This is a genomic window from Trabulsiella odontotermitis (genome assembly GCF_030053895.1).
In the GTDB taxonomy this organism is placed as follows: Bacteria; Pseudomonadota; Gammaproteobacteria; order Enterobacterales; family Enterobacteriaceae; genus Trabulsiella; species Trabulsiella odontotermitis_C.
This window is the reverse complement of the sequence record NZ_CP125781.1, coordinates 2,689,947-2,707,319: the sequence shown is the minus strand read 5'-3', so window position 1 is coordinate 2,707,319 and position 17,373 is coordinate 2,689,947. Positions and strand designations below refer to the sequence as shown.

General features: G+C 55.9%; 18 protein-coding genes. 10 read left to right on the top strand and 8 right to left on the bottom strand.

What is annotated here, in order from left to right; all coding sequences use genetic code 11:
• Positions 1–194: 194 nt before the first annotated feature.
• Both QMG90_RS12985 and bglB read left to right on the top strand, forming a co-directional pair.
• Positions 195–1,769, top strand: a complete 1,575-nt coding sequence (locus QMG90_RS12985) for an MFS transporter (protein ID WP_283280064.1) — start codon at positions 195–197, stop codon at positions 1,767–1,769.
• A gap of 14 nt (positions 1,770–1,783) precedes the next feature.
• Complete coding sequence (gene bglB, locus QMG90_RS12980; RefSeq protein ID WP_283280063.1) at positions 1,784–2,923, top strand: beta-galactosidase BglB; 1,140 nt, start codon at positions 1,784–1,786, stop codon at positions 2,921–2,923.
• A gap of 94 nt (positions 2,924–3,017) precedes the next feature.
• Here bglB and argS read toward each other — a convergent pair whose 3' ends face one another.
• The gene (gene argS / locus QMG90_RS12975) at positions 3,018–4,751 is read right to left on the bottom strand and encodes an arginine--tRNA ligase (RefSeq protein ID WP_283280062.1); all 1,734 of its coding nucleotides are present in this window, start codon (positions 4,749–4,751) and stop codon (positions 3,018–3,020) included.
• A gap of 243 nt (positions 4,752–4,994) precedes the next feature.
• Between argS and QMG90_RS12970 the strand changes: the two genes are divergently transcribed.
• Positions 4,995–5,561 (top strand): VOC family protein, encoded by a 567-nt coding sequence (locus QMG90_RS12970; RefSeq protein WP_283280061.1) that lies wholly within the window; start codon positions 4,995–4,997, stop codon positions 5,559–5,561.
• 91 nt (positions 5,562–5,652) lie between these two features.
• Positions 5,653–6,399 (top strand): copper homeostasis protein CutC, encoded by a 747-nt coding sequence (cutC, locus tag QMG90_RS12965; RefSeq protein ID WP_283280059.1) that lies wholly within the window; start codon positions 5,653–5,655, stop codon positions 6,397–6,399.
• A 220-nt stretch (positions 6,400–6,619) separates the two neighbouring features.
• Here the strand turns inward: cutC and cmoB are convergent, their stop codons facing one another.
• The 5 genes from cmoB to QMG90_RS12940 are packed head-to-tail and all read right to left on the bottom strand — an operon-like array spanning position 6,620 to position 10,193.
• The gene (gene cmoB / locus QMG90_RS12960) at positions 6,620–7,591 is read right to left on the bottom strand and encodes a tRNA 5-methoxyuridine(34)/uridine 5-oxyacetic acid(34) synthase CmoB (RefSeq protein ID WP_283280058.1); all 972 of its coding nucleotides are present in this window, start codon (positions 7,589–7,591) and stop codon (positions 6,620–6,622) included.
• Positions 7,588–8,331, bottom strand: a complete 744-nt coding sequence (gene cmoA, locus QMG90_RS12955; RefSeq protein ID WP_283280056.1) for a carboxy-S-adenosyl-L-methionine synthase CmoA — start codon at positions 8,329–8,331, stop codon at positions 7,588–7,590. Before cmoA ends, cmoB begins: the two co-directional genes overlap by 4 nt.
• A gap of 39 nt (positions 8,332–8,370) precedes the next feature.
• Positions 8,371–8,766: an MAPEG family protein gene (locus QMG90_RS12950; protein WP_283280055.1), complete on the bottom strand. Its 396-nt coding sequence runs from the start codon at positions 8,764–8,766 to the stop codon at positions 8,371–8,373.
• Positions 8,767–8,811: 45 nt separating this feature from the next.
• A complete protein-coding gene (locus QMG90_RS12945; protein WP_283280053.1) occupies positions 8,812–9,630 on the bottom strand; it encodes a DUF72 domain-containing protein in 819 nt (272 codons plus the stop codon).
• Positions 9,627–10,193, bottom strand: coding sequence for a hydrolase (locus tag QMG90_RS12940; RefSeq protein ID WP_283280051.1), 567 nt, complete (start codon positions 10,191–10,193; stop codon positions 9,627–9,629). Before QMG90_RS12940 ends, QMG90_RS12945 begins: the two co-directional genes overlap by 4 nt.
• Positions 10,194–10,460: 267 nt before the next feature.
• Here QMG90_RS12940 and aspS point away from each other — a divergent pair, with 267 nt between their 5' ends.
• From aspS to ruvB, 6 genes are all read left to right on the top strand, one after another.
• Positions 10,461–12,233, top strand: coding sequence for an aspartate--tRNA ligase (gene aspS, locus QMG90_RS12935; RefSeq protein WP_283280049.1), 1,773 nt, complete (start codon positions 10,461–10,463; stop codon positions 12,231–12,233).
• Position 12,234: 1 nt separating this feature from the next.
• Positions 12,235–12,678: a dihydroneopterin triphosphate diphosphatase gene (gene nudB / locus QMG90_RS12930; RefSeq protein WP_283280048.1), complete on the top strand. Its 444-nt coding sequence runs from the start codon at positions 12,235–12,237 to the stop codon at positions 12,676–12,678.
• Positions 12,679–12,704: 26 nt separating this feature from the next.
• Entirely contained in the window at positions 12,705–13,445 is a 741-nt protein-coding gene (locus QMG90_RS12925; RefSeq protein WP_054180659.1) for a YebC/PmpR family DNA-binding transcriptional regulator, read from the top strand.
• A 34-nt stretch (positions 13,446–13,479) separates the two neighbouring features.
• Positions 13,480–14,001, top strand: a complete 522-nt coding sequence (gene ruvC, locus QMG90_RS12920) for a crossover junction endodeoxyribonuclease RuvC (RefSeq protein WP_283280045.1) — start codon at positions 13,480–13,482, stop codon at positions 13,999–14,001.
• A 78-nt stretch (positions 14,002–14,079) separates the two neighbouring features.
• On the top strand, positions 14,080–14,691 hold the full coding sequence (ruvA, locus tag QMG90_RS12915; protein WP_038153498.1) for a Holliday junction branch migration protein RuvA: 612 nt from the start codon (positions 14,080–14,082) through the stop codon (positions 14,689–14,691).
• Between the two features lie 8 nt (positions 14,692–14,699).
• Positions 14,700–15,710, top strand: coding sequence for a Holliday junction branch migration DNA helicase RuvB (gene ruvB / locus QMG90_RS12910; protein ID WP_283280043.1), 1,011 nt, complete (start codon positions 14,700–14,702; stop codon positions 15,708–15,710).
• 54 nt (positions 15,711–15,764) lie between these two features.
• Here the strand turns inward: ruvB and znuB are convergent, their stop codons facing one another.
• Together znuB and znuC are read right to left on the bottom strand one after the other, a co-directional pair.
• Positions 15,765–16,550 (bottom strand): zinc ABC transporter permease subunit ZnuB, encoded by a 786-nt coding sequence (znuB, locus tag QMG90_RS12905; protein ID WP_283280041.1) that lies wholly within the window; start codon positions 16,548–16,550, stop codon positions 15,765–15,767.
• Complete coding sequence (gene znuC, locus QMG90_RS12900) at positions 16,547–17,302, bottom strand: zinc ABC transporter ATP-binding protein ZnuC (protein WP_283280039.1); 756 nt, start codon at positions 17,300–17,302, stop codon at positions 16,547–16,549. Before znuC ends, znuB begins: the two co-directional genes overlap by 4 nt.
• Between the last annotated feature and the right edge of the window lie 71 nt (positions 17,303–17,373).

Genomic DNA, 17,373 nt, shown 5'->3' with positions numbered 1-17,373 from the left:
TGATACAAAAGAAACGCTGTTTTATAAATCAGTGAAGCGCGTAATCCCACTCTTTGCATTTCTGCCACCTCGTCGCGCGCCGTGGCAAAATCGGAAAGGTTTCCCGCTGCTCATGCTTTTACTGTAGCCGTGTAAGTGCCCCTAAGGACCGCCGGATGGCCGGAGGATCGCCACTAAGAGACAGGGTTACGGCAATGAAAACACGAAAAATCGGTTTAGCGAATTATCTCGCCTACGGCTCGGGCGACTTCCTTGGCGCGGGGACCACCGCGCTTACCGCCGCATGGCTGCTCTATTTTTACACCACCTTTTGCGGTCTTTCGCCCATCGAGGCGACGTTCATTTTTGCCACCGCTCGTGTGCTGGATGCGGTCGTCAGCCCGCTGATGGGCTTTCTGACGGATAACTTTGGTTCAACCTGGCTCGGTAAACGCTTCGGTCGGCGTAAGTTTTTTATCCTGCTCGGTATTCCCTGCGTCTTCAGCTACTCGCTGATGTGGGTCGGCGACATGGGGTTCTGGTACTACTTACTGACCTACCTGCTGTTTGACATCGTTTACACCATGATTCTGGTGCCTTACGAAACACTGGTGCCGGAAATGACCGATGACTTTAAGCAGAAAACCAAATTCTCTGGCGCGCGGATCTCAATGGCGCAGATGTCGGCGATCCTGGCCTCTTTCCTGCCAGGTGTGCTGTTGACGCTGCTCGGCAAAGACAACGCCATCTCGTTCTTTTACGCCAGTCTGGTCTTTTCCGTGTTGTGCGCGCTGATGCTGACGTTTGTCTGGTTCTTTACCTGGGAACGCCCGCGTGAGGAATGGACCGAAGCCGCGATACGGGCGGATGAAGAGAAGAAAAACCTGACGCTGGCGCAAAGCCTCAACCGGCTGATCATCGAGCTTTCCTCGACGCTGCGCATCCGTATTTTCCGCCAGCATCTCGGCATGTATCTGGGCGGCTACATCGCGCAGGATGTGTTCAACGCGGTATTTACCTACTACGTGGTGTTTGTTCTGATGCAGGAAGCGTCCGTCGCCTCGAATCTGCTGGGCACGATGGCTATCTTCCAGTTTCTCGCTGTGATCGCCATGATCCCGCTCTGTATTCGTTTTGGGCCAGCGCCATCTTACCGGATGGTGGTGGTGCTGTTCGGGCTGAGCTCGTTCTCCTACGCGGCGCTCTGGTATGCCGGAATGAGCGATATCTACTCGCTGTTGCTGCTGGTGTCGGCGGTAGCCGGGCTGGGTCGCGGCGGTATCAACTATGTGCCGTGGAATACCTACACCTACATTGCTGATGTTGATGAAGTGATCACTGGTCAGCGCCGTGAAGGGATTTTTGCCGGCATCATGACGCTGACCCGCAAAGCCTCGCAGGCAGGCGCCGTGATGCTGGTGGGGATCATCATGCAACTTTCTGGTTTCGTCAGCGGGCAGAAAACACAGCCCGCGGAAGTGAGCCACACCATCCTGCTGATCCTGAGCGTCGGCACTATCGTTGTGCTGCTCTGCGGTTTCCTGGTTTCACTGCGTTTCCGACTCAATCTGCAGACTCACAGCGTGCTGCGCGACGAGACGGCGAAGATGCGCCAGTCCGGGCGGGCGATGCCGGAAAGCGCCACGCCGCAGGCGCGCGCCACGGTCGAAATGCTGGCGGGTATGCCTTATGAGTGCCTGTGGGGTAACAACAACATCGGCTATCTGAACCGCAAAAAACCTGCTGCACCGCCGCTCGGGCAGGTGAAGCCAACTGAATACGTCCTATAACTGAGGTAAATACTATGAAGGTCTGGCCTGTCAAACAGAGCCCATTGTTGCGTCAGCCGACGCATTTCATCGCCCGCGATGAGTTAAAAGCGCTGATCCGGAAGGTGACGCACAATCTGGTCAACATTAAAGATGAGACCGGGGCGTTTTTACTGCGGCTGGATGACGGGCGCGTGATTGATACCAAAGGCTGGGCGGGCTGGGAATGGACGCACGGTGTCGGGCTGTACGGGATCTGGCAGTATTACCAGCAGACCGGCGATGCCACGATGCGTGACATTATTGATAACTGGTTTGCTGACCGCTTTGCCGAAGGCGCGACCACTAAAAACGTCAATACGATGGCGCCGTTTCTGACGCTCGCTTATCGCTACGAAGAGACGCGAAATCCGGCATTTCTGCCGTGGCTGGAAAGCTGGGCGGAGTGGGCACTGCATGACATGCCGCGCACCGACGCTGGCGGCATGCAGCACATTACGCTGGCTGAAGAAAATCATCAGCAGATGTGGGATGACACGCTGATGATGACGGTCCTGCCGCTGGCGAAGATCGGCAAATTACTGAACCGCCCGGCGTACGTCGAAGAAGCGGTGTATCAGTTCCTGCTGCATGTGCAGAACCTGATGGACAGGGAGAGCGGACTCTGGTTTCACGGCTGGAATTACGACGGCAGACATAACTTTGCCCGTGCACGCTGGGCGCGGGGCAACAGCTGGCTGACCATCGTCATCCCGGATTTCCTCGAACTGGTGGATTTGCCGGGGCATAACGCCGTGCGCCGCTATCTGGTACAGGTGCTGAACGCGCAGATTGCGGCGCTGGCAACCTGCCAGCACGACAGCGGGTTATGGCATACGCTGCTTGACGATCCGGATTCGTACCTCGAAGCCTCCGCCACCGCTGGATTTGCCTACGGCATTCTCAAGGCGGTGCGCAAGCGTTATATCCCGGCGGAATACGCTGAAGTAGCGGAGAAAGCGATACGCGGCATTGTGCGTAATATTTCGCCGGAAGGAGAGTTGATGCAGACGTCGTTTGGCACCGGGATGGGCAGCGATCTTGAGTTTTATCGCCAGATCCCGCTGACCTCGATGCCGTACGGTCAGGCGATGGCGATTTTGTGTCTGACGGAGTATTTGCGGAAGTATTTCTGACGGATGTGATCGTTGTGGTTTTGTAGGCCTGATAAGCGAAGCGCCATCAGGCATTTTCCCCGGTGGCGCTACGCTTACCGGGGCTACCCATGTTTTACATCCGTTCGACGGTTTCGATACCGAGCGTATCCAGTCCAAGCTTCAGGGTTTTCGCCGTCAGCAGCGCCAGTTTCAGGCGACTGTTACGGATCTCTTCACTTTCGGCGCTGAGGATCGGGCAGTGCTCGTAGAAACCTGAGAACAGACCCGCCAGATCGTACAGATAAGAACACATCACATGCGGCGTGCCTTCGCGCGCTACCACATTCAGCGTCTCTTCAAACTGCAACAGACGCGCAGCCAGTTGCGCTTCACGATCTTCGTTAATCACCACCGGGGCGTTAACGAGCGCACGCTCTTCAATTTCTGCTTTACGGAAAACCGACAGCACGCGGGTGTAGGCATACTGCATATACGGCGCGGTGTTACCTTCAAACGCCAGCATGTTATCCCAGTCAAAAATGTAATCGGTGGTACGGTTTTTTGACAGGTCGGCATATTTGACCGCACCGATACCGACCGCGTTGGCCAGTTTTTCCAGCTCATCGGCAGGCATGTCCGGGTTCTTCTCCGCCACCAGACGACGGGCGCGCTCCAGCGCCTCATCCAGCAGATCGGCGAGCTTCACGGTACCGCCCGCGCGGGTTTTGAACGGCTTGCCGTCTTTGCCGAGCATCATACCGAACATGTGGTGTTCCAGCGGCACAGACTCCGGAACATAGCCCGCTTTGCGCACGATGGTCCACGCCTGCATCAGGTGCTGGTGCTGACGGGAGTCGATGTAATAGAGCACGCGATCGGCATGTAGCGTTTCATAGCGGTATTTGGCGCAGGCGATGTCAGTGGTGGTATAGAGGTAGCCGCCATCCTTTTTCTGGATGATGACGCCCATCGGTTCACCTTCCTTGTTCTTGTACTCATCAAGGAAGACCACGGTTGCGCCTTCGCTTTCCACCGCCAGACCTTTGGCTTTCAGATCCGCCACGATGCCCGGCAGCATCGGGTTATACAGGCTTTCACCCATCACGTCGTCACGGGTCAGCGTCACATTCAGTCGCTGATAGGTGATCTGGTTTTGTGACATGGTGATGTCGACCAGCTTACGCCACATCTCGCGACAGTATTCGTCACCGCCCTGCAGCTTCACGACATAACCGCGCGCGCGTTCGGCAAAGGCTTCGTCTTCGTCATAGTGTTTTTTTGCGGCACGGTAAAACTCTTCGAGATCTGACAGCGCCATCTCACCGGCGTTTTCCTGCTGTTGTTTTTCGAGGAACGCGATCAGCATGCCGAACTGGGTACCCCAGTCACCAACGTGGTTCGCACGAATCACCTTGTGACCGAGAAACTCCTGCGTACGCACGGACGCATCGCCGATAATGGTGGAGCGCAGGTGGCCAACGTGCATCTCTTTCGCCACATTTGGCGCAGAGTAGTCAATGACAATGGTCTGCGGCTCAGGTTTTGTCACGCCGAGACGATCGGATTTCAGCGCCTCATTGACGTGCGTCGCCAGAAACGCTGGATCAAGAAAAATATTGATGAAACCCGGGCCTGCAATTTCCACTTTGCTGGCGATACCGTCGAGGGCGAGATGGGTGAGTACCTGCTCTGCCAGTTGTCGCGGCGCCATGCCCAGTTTTTTCGCAACTGCCATCACGCCATTGGCCTGGTAGTCGCCAAACTGTACTTTTGCTGACTGACGAACCTGCGGTTCGCAATCGGCAGGCGCACCTGCCGCAATCAGGGCCTGACTAACTTTTTCTGAGAGAAGAGCCTGAATATTCACCGGAATACCTTACGTTTGTCGCGCTAAACCCTGAGACGGGCTGCGCCGGGGTGTGGATAAATTAAGGCGGGAGTATACTGCATTTGACCTGTGCCGTCAGCACTGAGCAGGGTCCCGCACGCCCGGAAATTCACCGCACGTTTAACGAATAACCATTCATCTGCCAGTCACGACATTCAACGGTTGGTTCACCCGTCGTAACCTGGTAAATTAGCGCTTTCCCGACCAATGACAGAGACGAAAATGACCGCATGGCAGAGCATTGTGGAACTGCATGATATTTCCGCAGATTTACCCCGTTTCACTCAGGCGTTAACAGATCTTTCCACCCGGCTTGGGCTGGATATCGCACCGCTTGAAGCTGATCACATTTCTCTGCGTTGCCACCAGAACGCTACGGCGGAACGCTGGCGTGCAGGGCTTGAGCAGTGCGGGACGCTGCTTTCGGAAAATATCATTAATGGCCGCCCGATTTGCCTGTTTAAACTGGCGACGCCGGTGTGTGTCGCGCACTGGCGCTTTGAGGTAGTGGAACTGCCGTGGCCAGGTGAGAAACGCTATCCGCACGAAGGATGGGAGCATATCGAAATCGTCCTGCCAGGCGACCCGGCAACGCTGAATGCCCGCGCGCTGGCGCTGCTTGCCGATGAAGGCCTCAGCCAGCCAGGGATTGTGGTGAAAACCAGCTCGCCGAAAGGGGAGCATGAGCGTCTGCCTAACCCGACGCTTGCTGTAACCGATGGCAACGTCACCATTAAGTTTCATCCGTGGTCAATTGAACAGATTATCGCCAGTGAACAGCAGTTGTAATGACAATGTGAAGTAACACGATGTCCCTCCGCCACAAGCGTGGCAAGATGATGAGCTTTCTGAGCACAGCATGAGCAAAAAGGAGACGACCATGGCGCTGCTGGAGATTTGTTGCTACAGCATGGAATGTGCGGTCACGGCGCAACAAAAGGGAGCTGATCGCGTTGAGCTTTGCGCGGCCCCGCAGGAGGGTGGGTTAACTCCTTCTTATGGCGTACTGAAAACGGTCCGGCAGAAGGTGACGATCCCGGTACATCCGATTATTCGTCCACGTGGTGGCGATTTCTGCTATACCGACGGCGAATTTGCGGCGATGCTGGCGGATATCCGTACGGTACGCGAACTGGGTTATCCCGGTCTGGTGACGGGGGTGCTTGATGCACACGGTAATGTCGATATGACACGTATGCGGCAAATAATGGCGGCAGCGGGAACACTGGCAGTCACTTTTCATCGGGCCTTTGATATGTGCTCGAACCCAAAGCAAACGTTTGAAAATCTAAAAGAATTAGGCGTGGCGCGCATACTGACTTCTGGTCAGCAATCGTCCGCTGAGAAAGGACTCAAATTAATTCGGGAACTAATTGCCCATGATGATGCTCCAATCATTATGGCGGGTGCTGGCGTGCGGGCGAGTAACCTTGCGTTATTTCTGGACGCAGGCGTGAAAGAGGTGCACAGCTCCGCAGGACACTGGGTTTCATCGGTAATGCGTTACCGCAATCCAGGCCTCTCGATGTCCACTGACCCCAATGCCGATGAATACTCTCGCTTTGCCGTCAATGGCGAAACCGTGGCGGAAATGAAGGCGATTGTGGCCCGCTACGACACTGAATAAACGATTTTTACCGCGCATCATGTCGCCCAATATGATGCTTGCTTGTACCAGGCCCCTGCCAATTACACAGGGGCCTTTTTTTCTCCGTCATCCAACCTGGCTCACTCGTCATTTTGTCCCCGGGATGTGCTCGGCGTCCTCACGTACTTCATGTACGCTCCGGGGCCTGCGCGCTTGCCGTGAACAAACTGACATCGCCGCCGACGGTTGGGATCTGCGCTTATGGTTTTTTGGCAATCAATAAGGCGCGGAGTGGAGCGGGGTAACCTTCGACGGTTTTTGAACTGTCGTTCGGGTCGAGGAAATCGGCCAGAGATTCGGTGGTCATCCATGGGGTTTTGCGCTGTTCTTCGGTGGTGGTCACGCACATATCCACAATACGAACATCAACAAACCCGCATTTCTCCAGCCACTTTTTCAGCGCCGGGGCGGACGGAATAAAATACACGTTGCGCATCTGGGCATAGCGCTCGCCCGGCACCAGTACCGTGTTTTCATCACCGTCGATGACCAGTGTTTCCAGTACCAGCTCGCCTTCGTTCACTAACTGATCTTTCAACTGCCAGAGGTGTTCGAGGGGAGAACGGCGATGGTAGAGCACGCCCATCGAAAAGACGGTATCAAAGGCATTCAGCGCCGGAAGCTGCTCAATACCCAGCGGCAGCAGGTGCGCGCGCTGATCGTTACCGAGCAGTTTTCGCACCGCTTCGAACTGACACAAAAATAACTGCGTGGGGTCGATACCCACCGCCAGATGCGCGCCCGCGCCAATCATTCGCCACAGGTGATAACCGCTGCCGCAGCCGACATCGAGGATAGTGCGGCCGCTGAGGTCAGAAAGGTGCGGCAGGACGCGCTGCCATTTCCAGTCGGAACGCCATTCGGTATCGATATTCACGCCATATAATGAAAATGGCCCTTTTCGCCACGGCATCAGGTTTTGCAACAGTTTTTCGATGCGCAACTGCTGACCTTCGCTGAGCGGCGTTTCACTCTCTGCCGTCACGCTGTGCAGCAGATCGAGCTTATAGGGTTTCATCTCCGGCAGAAATTCAACCGCATTAGTCCACTGTTTAAATTGACCGTGCAGTGATGCGCGCTGCCACTCGCCAATCTGCGCGGGCAGGGTTTCCAGCCAGTGGGACAGCGGGCTTTTGGCGATACGCTGATAAAAGTTGCCAAACTCGATCATGTCGCGTCCCCGGCTTTCAGCGCCACCAGTGAGCCAAAGTTAAAACACTGGAACCACAGCTCGCTGTGCTCAAACCCGGCGCTATGCAGCCGTGCTTTGTGCGTTTCCACGGAGTCGGTCAACATGACGTTTTCCAGCATGCTACGCTTCTGGCTGATTTCCAGCTCGCTGTAACCATTGGCACGCTTGAAATCATGATGCATGTTGAACAGCAACTCGCCGACGGTACGGTCTTCAAAACTGAATTTTTCCGACAGCACCAGCGCGCCGCCCGGATTCAGCCCACGCCAGATATTATTCAGCAGCGCCTGACGTTCAGCAGGCTCCAGAAACTGCAGCGTAAAGTTCAGTACCACCATGGAAGCGTTTTCGATGGTGATATTGCGAATATCGCCTTCAATCACCTCCACTGGGGTCGGCGCTTTGTATGCGTCAATATGGCGACGGCAGCGTTCCACCATCGCCGGAGAGTTATCTACCGCGATAATTTTGCAGCCAGGATGGGCAATGTTACGGCGCACCGACAGTGTGGCGGCGCCGAGCGAGCAGCCCAGATCATACACTTGCGTGTCCGGCTGCACGAAGCGCTCGGCCAGCATGCCGATCATCGAGATAATATTGGAATAACCCGGCACGGAGCGCTGGATCATATCAGGGAAGACTTCAGCGACCCGTTCGTCGAAGGTCCAGTCACCCAGACTGGCAATCGGCGCAGAAAAAAGCGTATCGCGGTTGGACATAACATGTGATCCGAAAAATCAAAAACGGCGTATTGTGCGCTAACGTAAGGAGAAAACCAACTCCCACGGCATATACCAGAGGTTTGCCAGCACCATCAGCAACAGCGAGCACCAGGTGGCGCTCATACCGGAGCGACGCCAGCGGATCAGCCGGTGATGATAGCCATAATAATGCATCAGGCGTCCGGCGATCAGTAACAGCCCGCAGATGTGCACCATCCAGGTTTCAGCACCGTTCATCTCCATAAACAGCAGCAGAATAAGGCCGACAGGGATATATTCCACCGCATTGCCGTGAATGCGAATGGCGCTTTGCAGCTCACTAAAGCCGCCGTCACCATAGGAAACCCGGTACTGAAAACGCAGGCGAACCACATCAAATGAAAACTTAATTAACAGCAACGCACCCAACACGGCATACAGCGCGCTTACCATACAAACTTCCTTTTAATACCCACAGATGGCTGTCACTATCATATATCAGAATAGCGAAGATTGCTGCGGGATCGCGGGAGCGGCGCCAACGTCGGGCAACGCTGTACGGAGATCGTGCCACAGCGTATCGACCAGTTCTGGCGCCTGGGCGATGTCCGGCGTATGCAGAAACAGATAAGGTGTGGTGGTGCTCGCCCACTGCGGCAGGGTTTTCAGCCACACGGCAAACAGTTCGCGATTTTGCGTCATGTCATCACTGCCGATAAAGCGCACCAGCGGATTTTGCGCCGTCACGATAGCATGCACGGGCACTTTCGGTTTTTTACGCTGTGCCGCAATAATGGCTTCACTGTGCGGAATGGCACTGTGCACCGGGCGGCTGTCTAAAATCACCCGGTTCACGCCTCGCTGCATCAGGCCGCGGTTCAGTTCTTTCTCCGCTTCGCCTTTGGCAAAAAAGAGCGGATGACGGACTTCCACGCCGTAAGTGAACATTGTTGGCAGCGTGTCGAGAAAATGCCACAGGGCAGGGAGATCGGTCGGGCCAAAGGTTGCGGGTAACTGCAGCCAGTACTGGCCGACGCGCGCCGCCAGTGGTGACAGGCGCTCGAAAAACTCCGCGGTGAGATCGTCGCAATGGCGCAGCGAGGCCTGGTGGGAGATGGTGGCCGGAAATTTAAAGCAGAAGCGAAAATCATCCGTGGTTTGTTCATGCCAGCGCGCAACGATTTCCGCCTTTGGTAGCGCGTACAGGGTCGTATTGCCCTCCACGCAGTTAAAGTGGCGGGCGTACTCTTCCAGACTGGTGATGCCGAGCCGCACCCATTTCGGGTGCGACCATTGCGGCAGGCCAATGTAAATCATAGCGCCGCGAGGATCTCCTCTGTACTGCGCACGCGGGAAATGCGCGGGAAGATGTGGGTCATTGTATGCTGATGCTGTTCCGCCAATGCTGCGCTGCAGGCATCTTCGGCGATGACCAGTGCGAAGCCGTGCTCCCAGGCGTTGCGCGCGGTGGATTCCACACCCACGCTGGTTGAGATGCCACAAAGAATAATCGTATCAATGCTGCGTCGGCGCAGTTGCAGTTCCAGATCAGTGCCGTAAAACGCGCCCCACTGGTGTTTGGTGATTTCAATATCACTGTCCTGTTTTCCCAGCGCCGGCGGGTAAACCCACCAGTTGTCGGGCAAGGCGTTTGCAGGCATAGCGGCATCGACCGGTTGTTTCAGTGCGTCGCCGTAATCCGCAGACCAGCCGACGCGGACCAGCACCACCGGCGAGCCCTGACGGCGGCATTTCGCCGCGAGTATTGCCGCGTTCGTCACCACCTCGCTGGCGGAATGTGGCCCACCCGCGTGCGACAGAATCCCTTCCTGGAGATCAATGACCACCAGTGCCGTGGTTTTTGCGTTCAGTTTCAACATCGTTATCTCCATAGCATCAGAATTTTGAGGCTTCACCTTACGCTGAGAGGCGGGCGGTCAACGCAACAAATTTTGTTAATTTTTGTGAGAACGCGCAACAAGCGTACAGCAAACGCGCGTCTGGTGCGTGATGCACTTATCGTACGGCAGAATTTCCAGTATAATAGCCCCCTTTTTTCATCCAGTTGTGACATTCAGCTAAAGCTGCGACAGTAGTGCCTGCGAGGCAGGCGACAATCGGCCTGCGGCTAAGTTAAGGGAACTCTCATGCGTACAGAATATTGCGGACAGCTGCGTCAGTCCCACGTCGGGCAGCAGGTGACGCTATGTGGTTGGGTCAACCGCCGTCGTGATCTCGGAAGCCTTGTTTTTATCGACATGCGTGACCGCGAAGGTATCGTTCAGGTGTTCTTCGATCCGGATCGCGAAGATGTGTTTAAGCGAGCGTCCGAACTGCGTAACGAGTTCTGCATCCAGATCACCGGTACCGTCCGTGCCCGTGACGGGAAAAACATCAACCGCGATATGGCGACCGGTGAAGTCGAAGTGTTTGCGACTGAACTCACCATCATCAACCGTTCCGAGCCGCTGCCGCTGGATTCAAACCAGATCAACACCGAAGAAGCGCGTCTGAAATACCGCTATCTGGATCTGCGTCGCCCGGAGATGGCGCAACGCCTGAAAACCCGCGCCAGAATCACCAGTTTCGTACGTCGCTTTATGGACGACCACGGTTTCCTTGATATCGAAACTCCGATGCTGACCAAAGCGACGCCGGAAGGCGCCCGCGACTATCTGGTGCCTTCACGCGTCCATAAAGGCAAATTCTACGCGCTGCCGCAGTCGCCTCAGTTGTTCAAACAGCTGCTGATGATGTCGGGTTTTGACCGCTACTATCAGATTGTAAAATGCTTCCGTGACGAAGACTTGCGCGCTGACCGTCAGCCAGAATTTACCCAGATCGATGTGGAAACCTCCTTCATGACTGCGCCGCAAGTGCGTGAAGTGATGGAAGCGCTGATTCACCAGTTGTGGCTGGAAATCAAAGGGGTGGATCTGGGTGCCTTCCCGGTAATGACCTTTGCTGAAGCTGAGCGTCGTTACGGTTCTGATAAACCGGATCTGCGTAACCCGATGGAACTGGTGGATGTTGCCGATCTGCTGAAAAATGTCGAATTTTCCGTGTTTGCCGGTCCGGCGAACGATGCCAAAGGCCGTGTCGCTGCGCTGCGCGTACCGGGCGGGGCCAGCTTAAGCCGTAAGCAGATTGACGACTACGGCAATTTCATCAAGATCTACGGCGCGAAAGGTCTGGCTTATATTAAAGTCAACGAGCGCGCGAAAGGTCTGGAAGGGATCAACAGCCCGGTGGCGAAATTCCTCAACGCTGAGATTGTGGAAACCATTCTCGCGCGTACTGGCGCGCAGGACGGCGATATGATTTTCTTCGGCGCGGACAACAAAAAAGTGGTTGCCGATGCGCTGGGCGCGCTGCGTCTGAAACTGGGTAAAGACCTGGGCCTGACCGACGAAAGCAAATGGGCGCCGCTGTGGGTCATCGACTTCCCGATGTTCGAAGACGACGGCGAAGGTGGCCTGACCGCGATGCATCACCCGTTCACTTCACCGAAAGACATGACCGCCGCCGAGTTGAAAGCCGCGCCGGAAGATGCGGTGGCGAACGCTTACGATATGGTCATCAACGGCTACGAAGTGGGCGGCGGTTCCGTACGTATTTATAACGGTGAGATGCAGCAGACCGTGTTTGGTATTCTTGGTATCAATGAGCAGGAACAGCGTGAGAAGTTTGGCTTCCTGCTGGACGCGCTCAAGTTTGGTACGCCGCCGCACGCGGGTCTGGCATTCGGTCTTGACCGTCTGACTATGCTGCTGACCGGCACAGACAACATCCGCGACGTTATCGCTTTCCCGAAAACGACGGCAGCGGCCTGTCTGATGACCGAAGCACCGAGCTTTGCCAACCCGACGGCGCTGGCCGAACTGGGCATTGAAGTGATTAAAAAGGCAGAGAATAACTGATATGGCATACAAGCGTCCCGTTTCGGTTCTGGTTGTTATCTATGCGCAGGACACGAAACGGGTGCTGATGCTACAGCGGCGCGACGATCCTGAATTCTGGCAGTCGGTCACCGGCAGTCTGGAAGAGGGGGAAACCGCGTTGCAGGCCGCCGCGCGTGAAGTAAAGGAAGAGGTCGCCATTGACGTGACGTCCGAGCCACTGGCCTTAATTGACTGTCAGCGCACGGTGGAGTTCGAGATTTTTTCACATTTACGTCATCGCTACGCGCCGGGCATTGAGCGCAATACGGAATCGTGGTTCTGTCTTGCGCTGCCTCACGAACGGTCAATCGTGTTTAGCGAGCATCTGGCTTACCGCTGGGTCGACGCGGTAGACGCCGCCGCCATGACCAAGTCGTGGAGCAACCGGCAGGCGATTGAAGAATTTGTAATTAACGCTGCCTGAGAAGGCACGCTCTTTGAGGAAAACTTATGGCAGGTCATAGCAAATGGGCCAACACCAAACACCGCAAAGCGGCACAGGATGCCAAGCGCGGTAAGATCTTTACCAAAATCATTCGCGAGCTGGTAACAGCAGCGCGTTTGGGCGGCGGTGACGCTGGCTCTAACCCGCGTCTGCGCGCGGCAATCGATAAAGCGCTGGCGAACAACATGACGCGCGACACTCTGAACCGCGCCATCGCGCGTGGCGTCGGCGGTGATGAAGACGCGAACATGGAAACCATCATTTATGAAGGTTACGGCCCTGGCGGCACCGCCGTGATGGTGGAATGCCTGTCTGATAACCGTAATCGTACTGTGGCGGAAGTGCGTCATGCGTTCAGTAAGTGTGGCGGCAACCTCGGCACGGATGGTTCAGTGGCTTACCTGTTCAGCAAAAAAGGCGTGATCTCTTTCGAAGCCGGCGACGAAGACACCATCATGGAAGCGGCACTGGAAGCGGGTGCAGAAGATGTTATCACCTTTGATGACGGCGCTATTGACGTCTACACCGCATGGGAAGAAATGGGTGCCGTGCGTGATGCGCTGGAAGCCGCTGGTCTGAAAGCCGATAACGCGGAAGTGTCGATGATCCCGTCCACCAAAGCGGACATGGATGCGGAAACCGCGCCGAAACTGCTGCGTCTCATCGATATGCTGGAAGACTGTGACGATGTGCAGGAAGTTTATCATAACGGTGAAATTTCCGACGAAGTTGCCGCAACATTATAATGCTGCTGCATAAGTCGCTAACCGGAGGCGCGTGATGGCAATTATTCTCGGCATTGACCCGGGTTCGCGCGTCACCGGTTATGGCGTGATCCGCCAGTTGGGCCGCCAGTTGACCTATCTCGGTAGCGGCTGTATTCGTACCAAAGTCGATGATTTACCGTCCCGCCTTAAGCTGATTTACGCGGGCGTGACGGAAATCATTACCCAGTTTCAGCCTGATATTTTTGCTATCGAGCAGGTGTTCATGGCGAAAAACGCCGACTCGGCGCTGAAGCTCGGGCAGGCGCGTGGTGTGGCTATCGTCGCGGCAGTGAATCAGGATCTGCCGGTGTTCGAATACGCGGCGCGTCAGGTGAAGCAAACGGTGGTCGGTACGGGCGGGGCAGAGAAGAGCCAGGTGCAGCACATGGTGCGTACTCTGCTGAAACTCCCCGCCAATCCGCAGGCAGACGCCGCCGATGCGCTGGCCATCGCCATCACCCACTGTCACGTCAGCCAGAACGCGATGCAAATGAGTGAAACGCGGTTAAATCTGGCGCGAGGGCGGTTAAGATAATAACAAATCAGGCTGGATATCTATCCAGCCTTTTTTTATTATGGCAGCAGTTACTCTTTTAAGGTTCAGGAGCGTCATGTGATAGGCAGACTCAGAGGCATCATTCTTGAAAAACAACCCCCGTTGGTGTTACTCGAAGCGGGAGGCGTGGGCTATGAAGTCCATATGCCAATGACCTGTTTTTATGAACTGCCTGACGTTGGCAAAGAGGCGGTGATCTTCACCCAGTTTGTGGTGCGTGAAGATGCACAATTGCTGTTTGGTTTTAACAACAAACAAGAACGCACGTTGTTCCGCGAACTGATTAAAACCAACGGCGTCGGCCCGAAACTGGCGCTCGCTATTCTCTCCGGCATGTCGGCGCAACAGTTCGTCAACGCCGTTGAGCGCGAAGAGGCGGCGGCACTGGTGAAACTGCCGGGCATCGGCAAGAAAACGGCGGAACGGTTGATTGTCGAAATGAAAGACCGCTTCAAAGGCCTGCATGGCGACCTGTTCACCCCGGCGGCAGATCTGGTGCTGACGTCACCGGCCAGCGCCACCGATGGCGACGCGGAACAGGAAGCGGTTGCCGCGCTGGTTGCGCTGGGCTATAAACCTCAGGAAGCCAGTCGGATGGTGAGCAAAATTGCGAAACCGGACGCCAACAGTGAAACCCTGATCCGCGAAGCGCTCCGCGCCGCGTTGTGAGGTAAAGGATGATTGAAGCAGACCGCCTGGTCACAGCAGGCAGTACCAGCGAGGAAGAGGTGGTGGATCGCGCCATCCGTCCTAAGCTGCTTGAAGAGTATATCGGCCAGCCGCAGGTTCGCTCACAAATGGAGATTTTCATCCAGGCGGCGAAATTGCGTGGTGATGCGCTCGATCATCTGCTGATTTTCGGCCCACCAGGGTTGGGAAAAACCACGCTGGCGAATATTGTCGCCAATGAAATGGGCGTGAATTTGCGCACCACGTCAGGCCCGGTGCTGGAGAAAGCGGGCGATCTGGCGGCGATGCTCACTAACCTTGAACCGCATGACGTGCTGTTTATCGACGAAATTCACCGTCTTTCCCCGGTGGTGGAAGAGGTGCTCTATCCGGCGATGGAAGACTACCAGCTCGATATCATGATTGGCGAAGGGCCAGCGGCGCGCTCCATTAAAATTGATCTCCCGCCGTTTACGTTGATTGGCGCGACAACTCGCGCGGGCTCGCTGACGTCGCCGCTGCGTGATCGTTTCGGCATCGTCCAGCGGCTGGAGTTTTATCAGGTACCGGACCTGCAGCATATTGTTGGCCGCAGCGCGCGCTATATGGGGCTGGAGCTGAGCGAAGAGGGTGCGCTGGAAGTGGCTCGCCGTTCCCGTGGTACGCCGCGTATTGCGAACCGCCTGCTGCGCCGCGTGCGTGATTACGCCGAGGTTCGTCATGATGGCACTATCTCGCTGGACGTTGCATCTCAGGCGCTGGATATGCTGAACGTTGATGTTGAAGGGTTTGACTACATGGACCGCAAGCTGTTGCTGGCGGTGATTGATAAATTCTTCGGTGGGCCGGTCGGGCTGGATAACCTCGCCGCCGCGATTGGCGAAGAGCGTGAAACCATTGAAGATGTGCTGGAGCCGTACCTGATCCAGCAGGGATTTTTGCAGCGCACGCCGCGCGGGCGCATGGCAACCGTGCGGGCGTGGGATCACTTCGGTATTAAACCACCGGAATTGCCATAAGCAGCAATGGTTTTTGTAGCCCCGGTAAGCGTAGCGCCACCGGGGAAATACCCGTTACTGTGCGGTTTTCTTCATCATGCTGAAAATAAACAACAGCGCCGCGCAGAGCACCACTGACGGTCCTGCTGGCGTGTCATAAATCGCCGAGAAGGTTAAGCCGCCGGTTACCGCAATCATGCCCACACCCACAGCAACCGCGGCCATCTGTTCAGGTGTGCGAGCAAAACGCCGCGCGGTCGCCGCAGGAATAATCAGCAGCGACGTGATGATCAGCGCGCCGACAAACTTCATCGCCACGCCAATGGTCAATGCCGTTACCAGCATCAGCAGCAGTTTTACGCGCTGCAGCTTTACACCGTCAACGAACGCCAGGTCCGGGCTGATGGTCATCGACAACAGATTGCGCCATTGCCACAGTAAAATGCCCACCACCACTATCACGCCCAGCGCAATAGAGAGCAAATCTTCCGGCGTGACGGCCAGCAGATCGCCAAACAGGTAGGCCATTAAATCGACCCGCACGTTGGCCATCAGGCTCACCACCACCAGACCCAGCGACAGCGCGCTGTGCGCCATAATCCCCAGTAAAGTATCTATAGCGAGCTGTGGACGGCGCTCCAGCCAGACCAGACCGGCGGCCAGCAGCAGGGTGACGGCAATCACCGCATAGAAAGGGTTTACATCCAGCAACAGGCCGAAAGCGACGCCCAGCAACGAGGCGTGCGCGAGGGTATCGCCAAAGTACGACATGCGGCGCCACACGACGAACGAGCCAAGCGGACCTGCCGCACAGGCGAGCATAATCCCGGCCAGCCAGCCGGGGAATAATAATTCAATCATGGACGACCATTTCCCCGACGCAGAATGATGTGACCTTGCAGATCATGACGATGATTATGATGATGGCGGTAGATGCCCAGTTGCTCAGCGCCTCGCGGGCCGAACATCGACATAAACTCCGGATGCAGCGCGACCACTTCCGGCGTGCCGGAGCAGCAGATGTGATGGTTAAGACACAGCACTTCATCGGTTTTCGCCATCACTAAATGCAGGTCATGGGAGACCATCAGCACCGCGCAGTCCAGCTCCTGTCGCAACTGGTTGATGAGATCGTACAGCGCCACCTGGCCGTTGACGTCAACCCCTTGCGTGGGTTCGTCAAGTACCAGTAACTGCGGGCGATTCAGCAGCGCCCGCGCCAACAGTACACGTTGCGTTTCACCGCCTGAGAGCTTTTGCATCGGAGCATCAATGAGGTGACCCGCCTGTACGCGCTTGAGGGCAGGGAGAATATCCGCTTTGCGCGTACCGGGGCGCAGACGCAAAAAGCGGCTGACGGTCAGTGGCAGCGTGGCGTCGAGATGTAGTTTCTGCGGCACATAACCGATGCGCAGTGTAGTTTCACGTGTCACCACACCCTCATCCGGCGTAATGAGTCCAAGAACCACACGCACCAGCGTCGATTTCCCGGCGCCGTTAGGGCCAAGCAGAGTCAAAATTTTCCCCGGTTTTAGCACCAGGGAAATGTCAGAAAGCACGCGTCGTTGACCAAAAGTGACCGAGACGTTGTCCAGCGTTACAAGATTCGTCATTTCAATAAAAGGGTTGCGCTCGAATGGAAATGTTATAATATCACATTTCCCACACACAATACGAATAGTAG

What these genes read in the sequence shown, in the direction of transcription:
- QMG90_RS12985 (WP_283280064.1), top strand. Translation starts at nt 195, where the DNA reads ATGAAAACACGAAAAATCGGTTTAGCGAATTATCTCGCCTACGGCTCG.
- bglB (WP_283280063.1), top strand. Translation starts at nt 1,784, where the DNA reads ATGAAGGTCTGGCCTGTCAAACAGAGCCCATTGTTGCGTCAGCCGACG.
- QMG90_RS12970 (WP_283280061.1), top strand. Translation starts at nt 4,995, where the DNA reads ATGACCGCATGGCAGAGCATTGTGGAACTGCATGATATTTCCGCAGAT.
- cutC (WP_283280059.1), top strand. Translation starts at nt 5,653, where the DNA reads ATGGCGCTGCTGGAGATTTGTTGCTACAGCATGGAATGTGCGGTCACG.
- cmoB (WP_283280058.1), bottom strand. Translation starts at nt 7,591, where the DNA reads ATGATCGAGTTTGGCAACTTTTATCAGCGTATCGCCAAAAGCCCGCTG.
- cmoA (WP_283280056.1), bottom strand. Translation starts at nt 8,331, where the DNA reads ATGTCCAACCGCGATACGCTTTTTTCTGCGCCGATTGCCAGTCTGGGT.
- QMG90_RS12950 (WP_283280055.1), bottom strand. Translation starts at nt 8,766, where the DNA reads ATGGTAAGCGCGCTGTATGCCGTGTTGGGTGCGTTGCTGTTAATTAAG.
- QMG90_RS12945 (WP_283280053.1), bottom strand. Translation starts at nt 9,630, where the DNA reads ATGATTTACATTGGCCTGCCGCAATGGTCGCACCCGAAATGGGTGCGG.
- QMG90_RS12940 (WP_283280051.1), bottom strand. Translation starts at nt 10,193, where the DNA reads ATGTTGAAACTGAACGCAAAAACCACGGCACTGGTGGTCATTGATCTC.
- aspS (WP_283280049.1), top strand. Translation starts at nt 10,461, where the DNA reads ATGCGTACAGAATATTGCGGACAGCTGCGTCAGTCCCACGTCGGGCAG.
- nudB (WP_283280048.1), top strand. Translation starts at nt 12,235, where the DNA reads ATGGCATACAAGCGTCCCGTTTCGGTTCTGGTTGTTATCTATGCGCAG.
- QMG90_RS12925 (WP_054180659.1), top strand. Translation starts at nt 12,705, where the DNA reads ATGGCAGGTCATAGCAAATGGGCCAACACCAAACACCGCAAAGCGGCA.
- ruvC (WP_283280045.1), top strand. Translation starts at nt 13,480, where the DNA reads ATGGCAATTATTCTCGGCATTGACCCGGGTTCGCGCGTCACCGGTTAT.
- ruvB (WP_283280043.1), top strand. Translation starts at nt 14,700, where the DNA reads ATGATTGAAGCAGACCGCCTGGTCACAGCAGGCAGTACCAGCGAGGAA.
- znuB (WP_283280041.1), bottom strand. Translation starts at nt 16,550, where the DNA reads ATGATTGAATTATTATTCCCCGGCTGGCTGGCCGGGATTATGCTCGCC.
- znuC (WP_283280039.1), bottom strand. Translation starts at nt 17,302, where the DNA reads ATGACGAATCTTGTAACGCTGGACAACGTCTCGGTCACTTTTGGTCAA.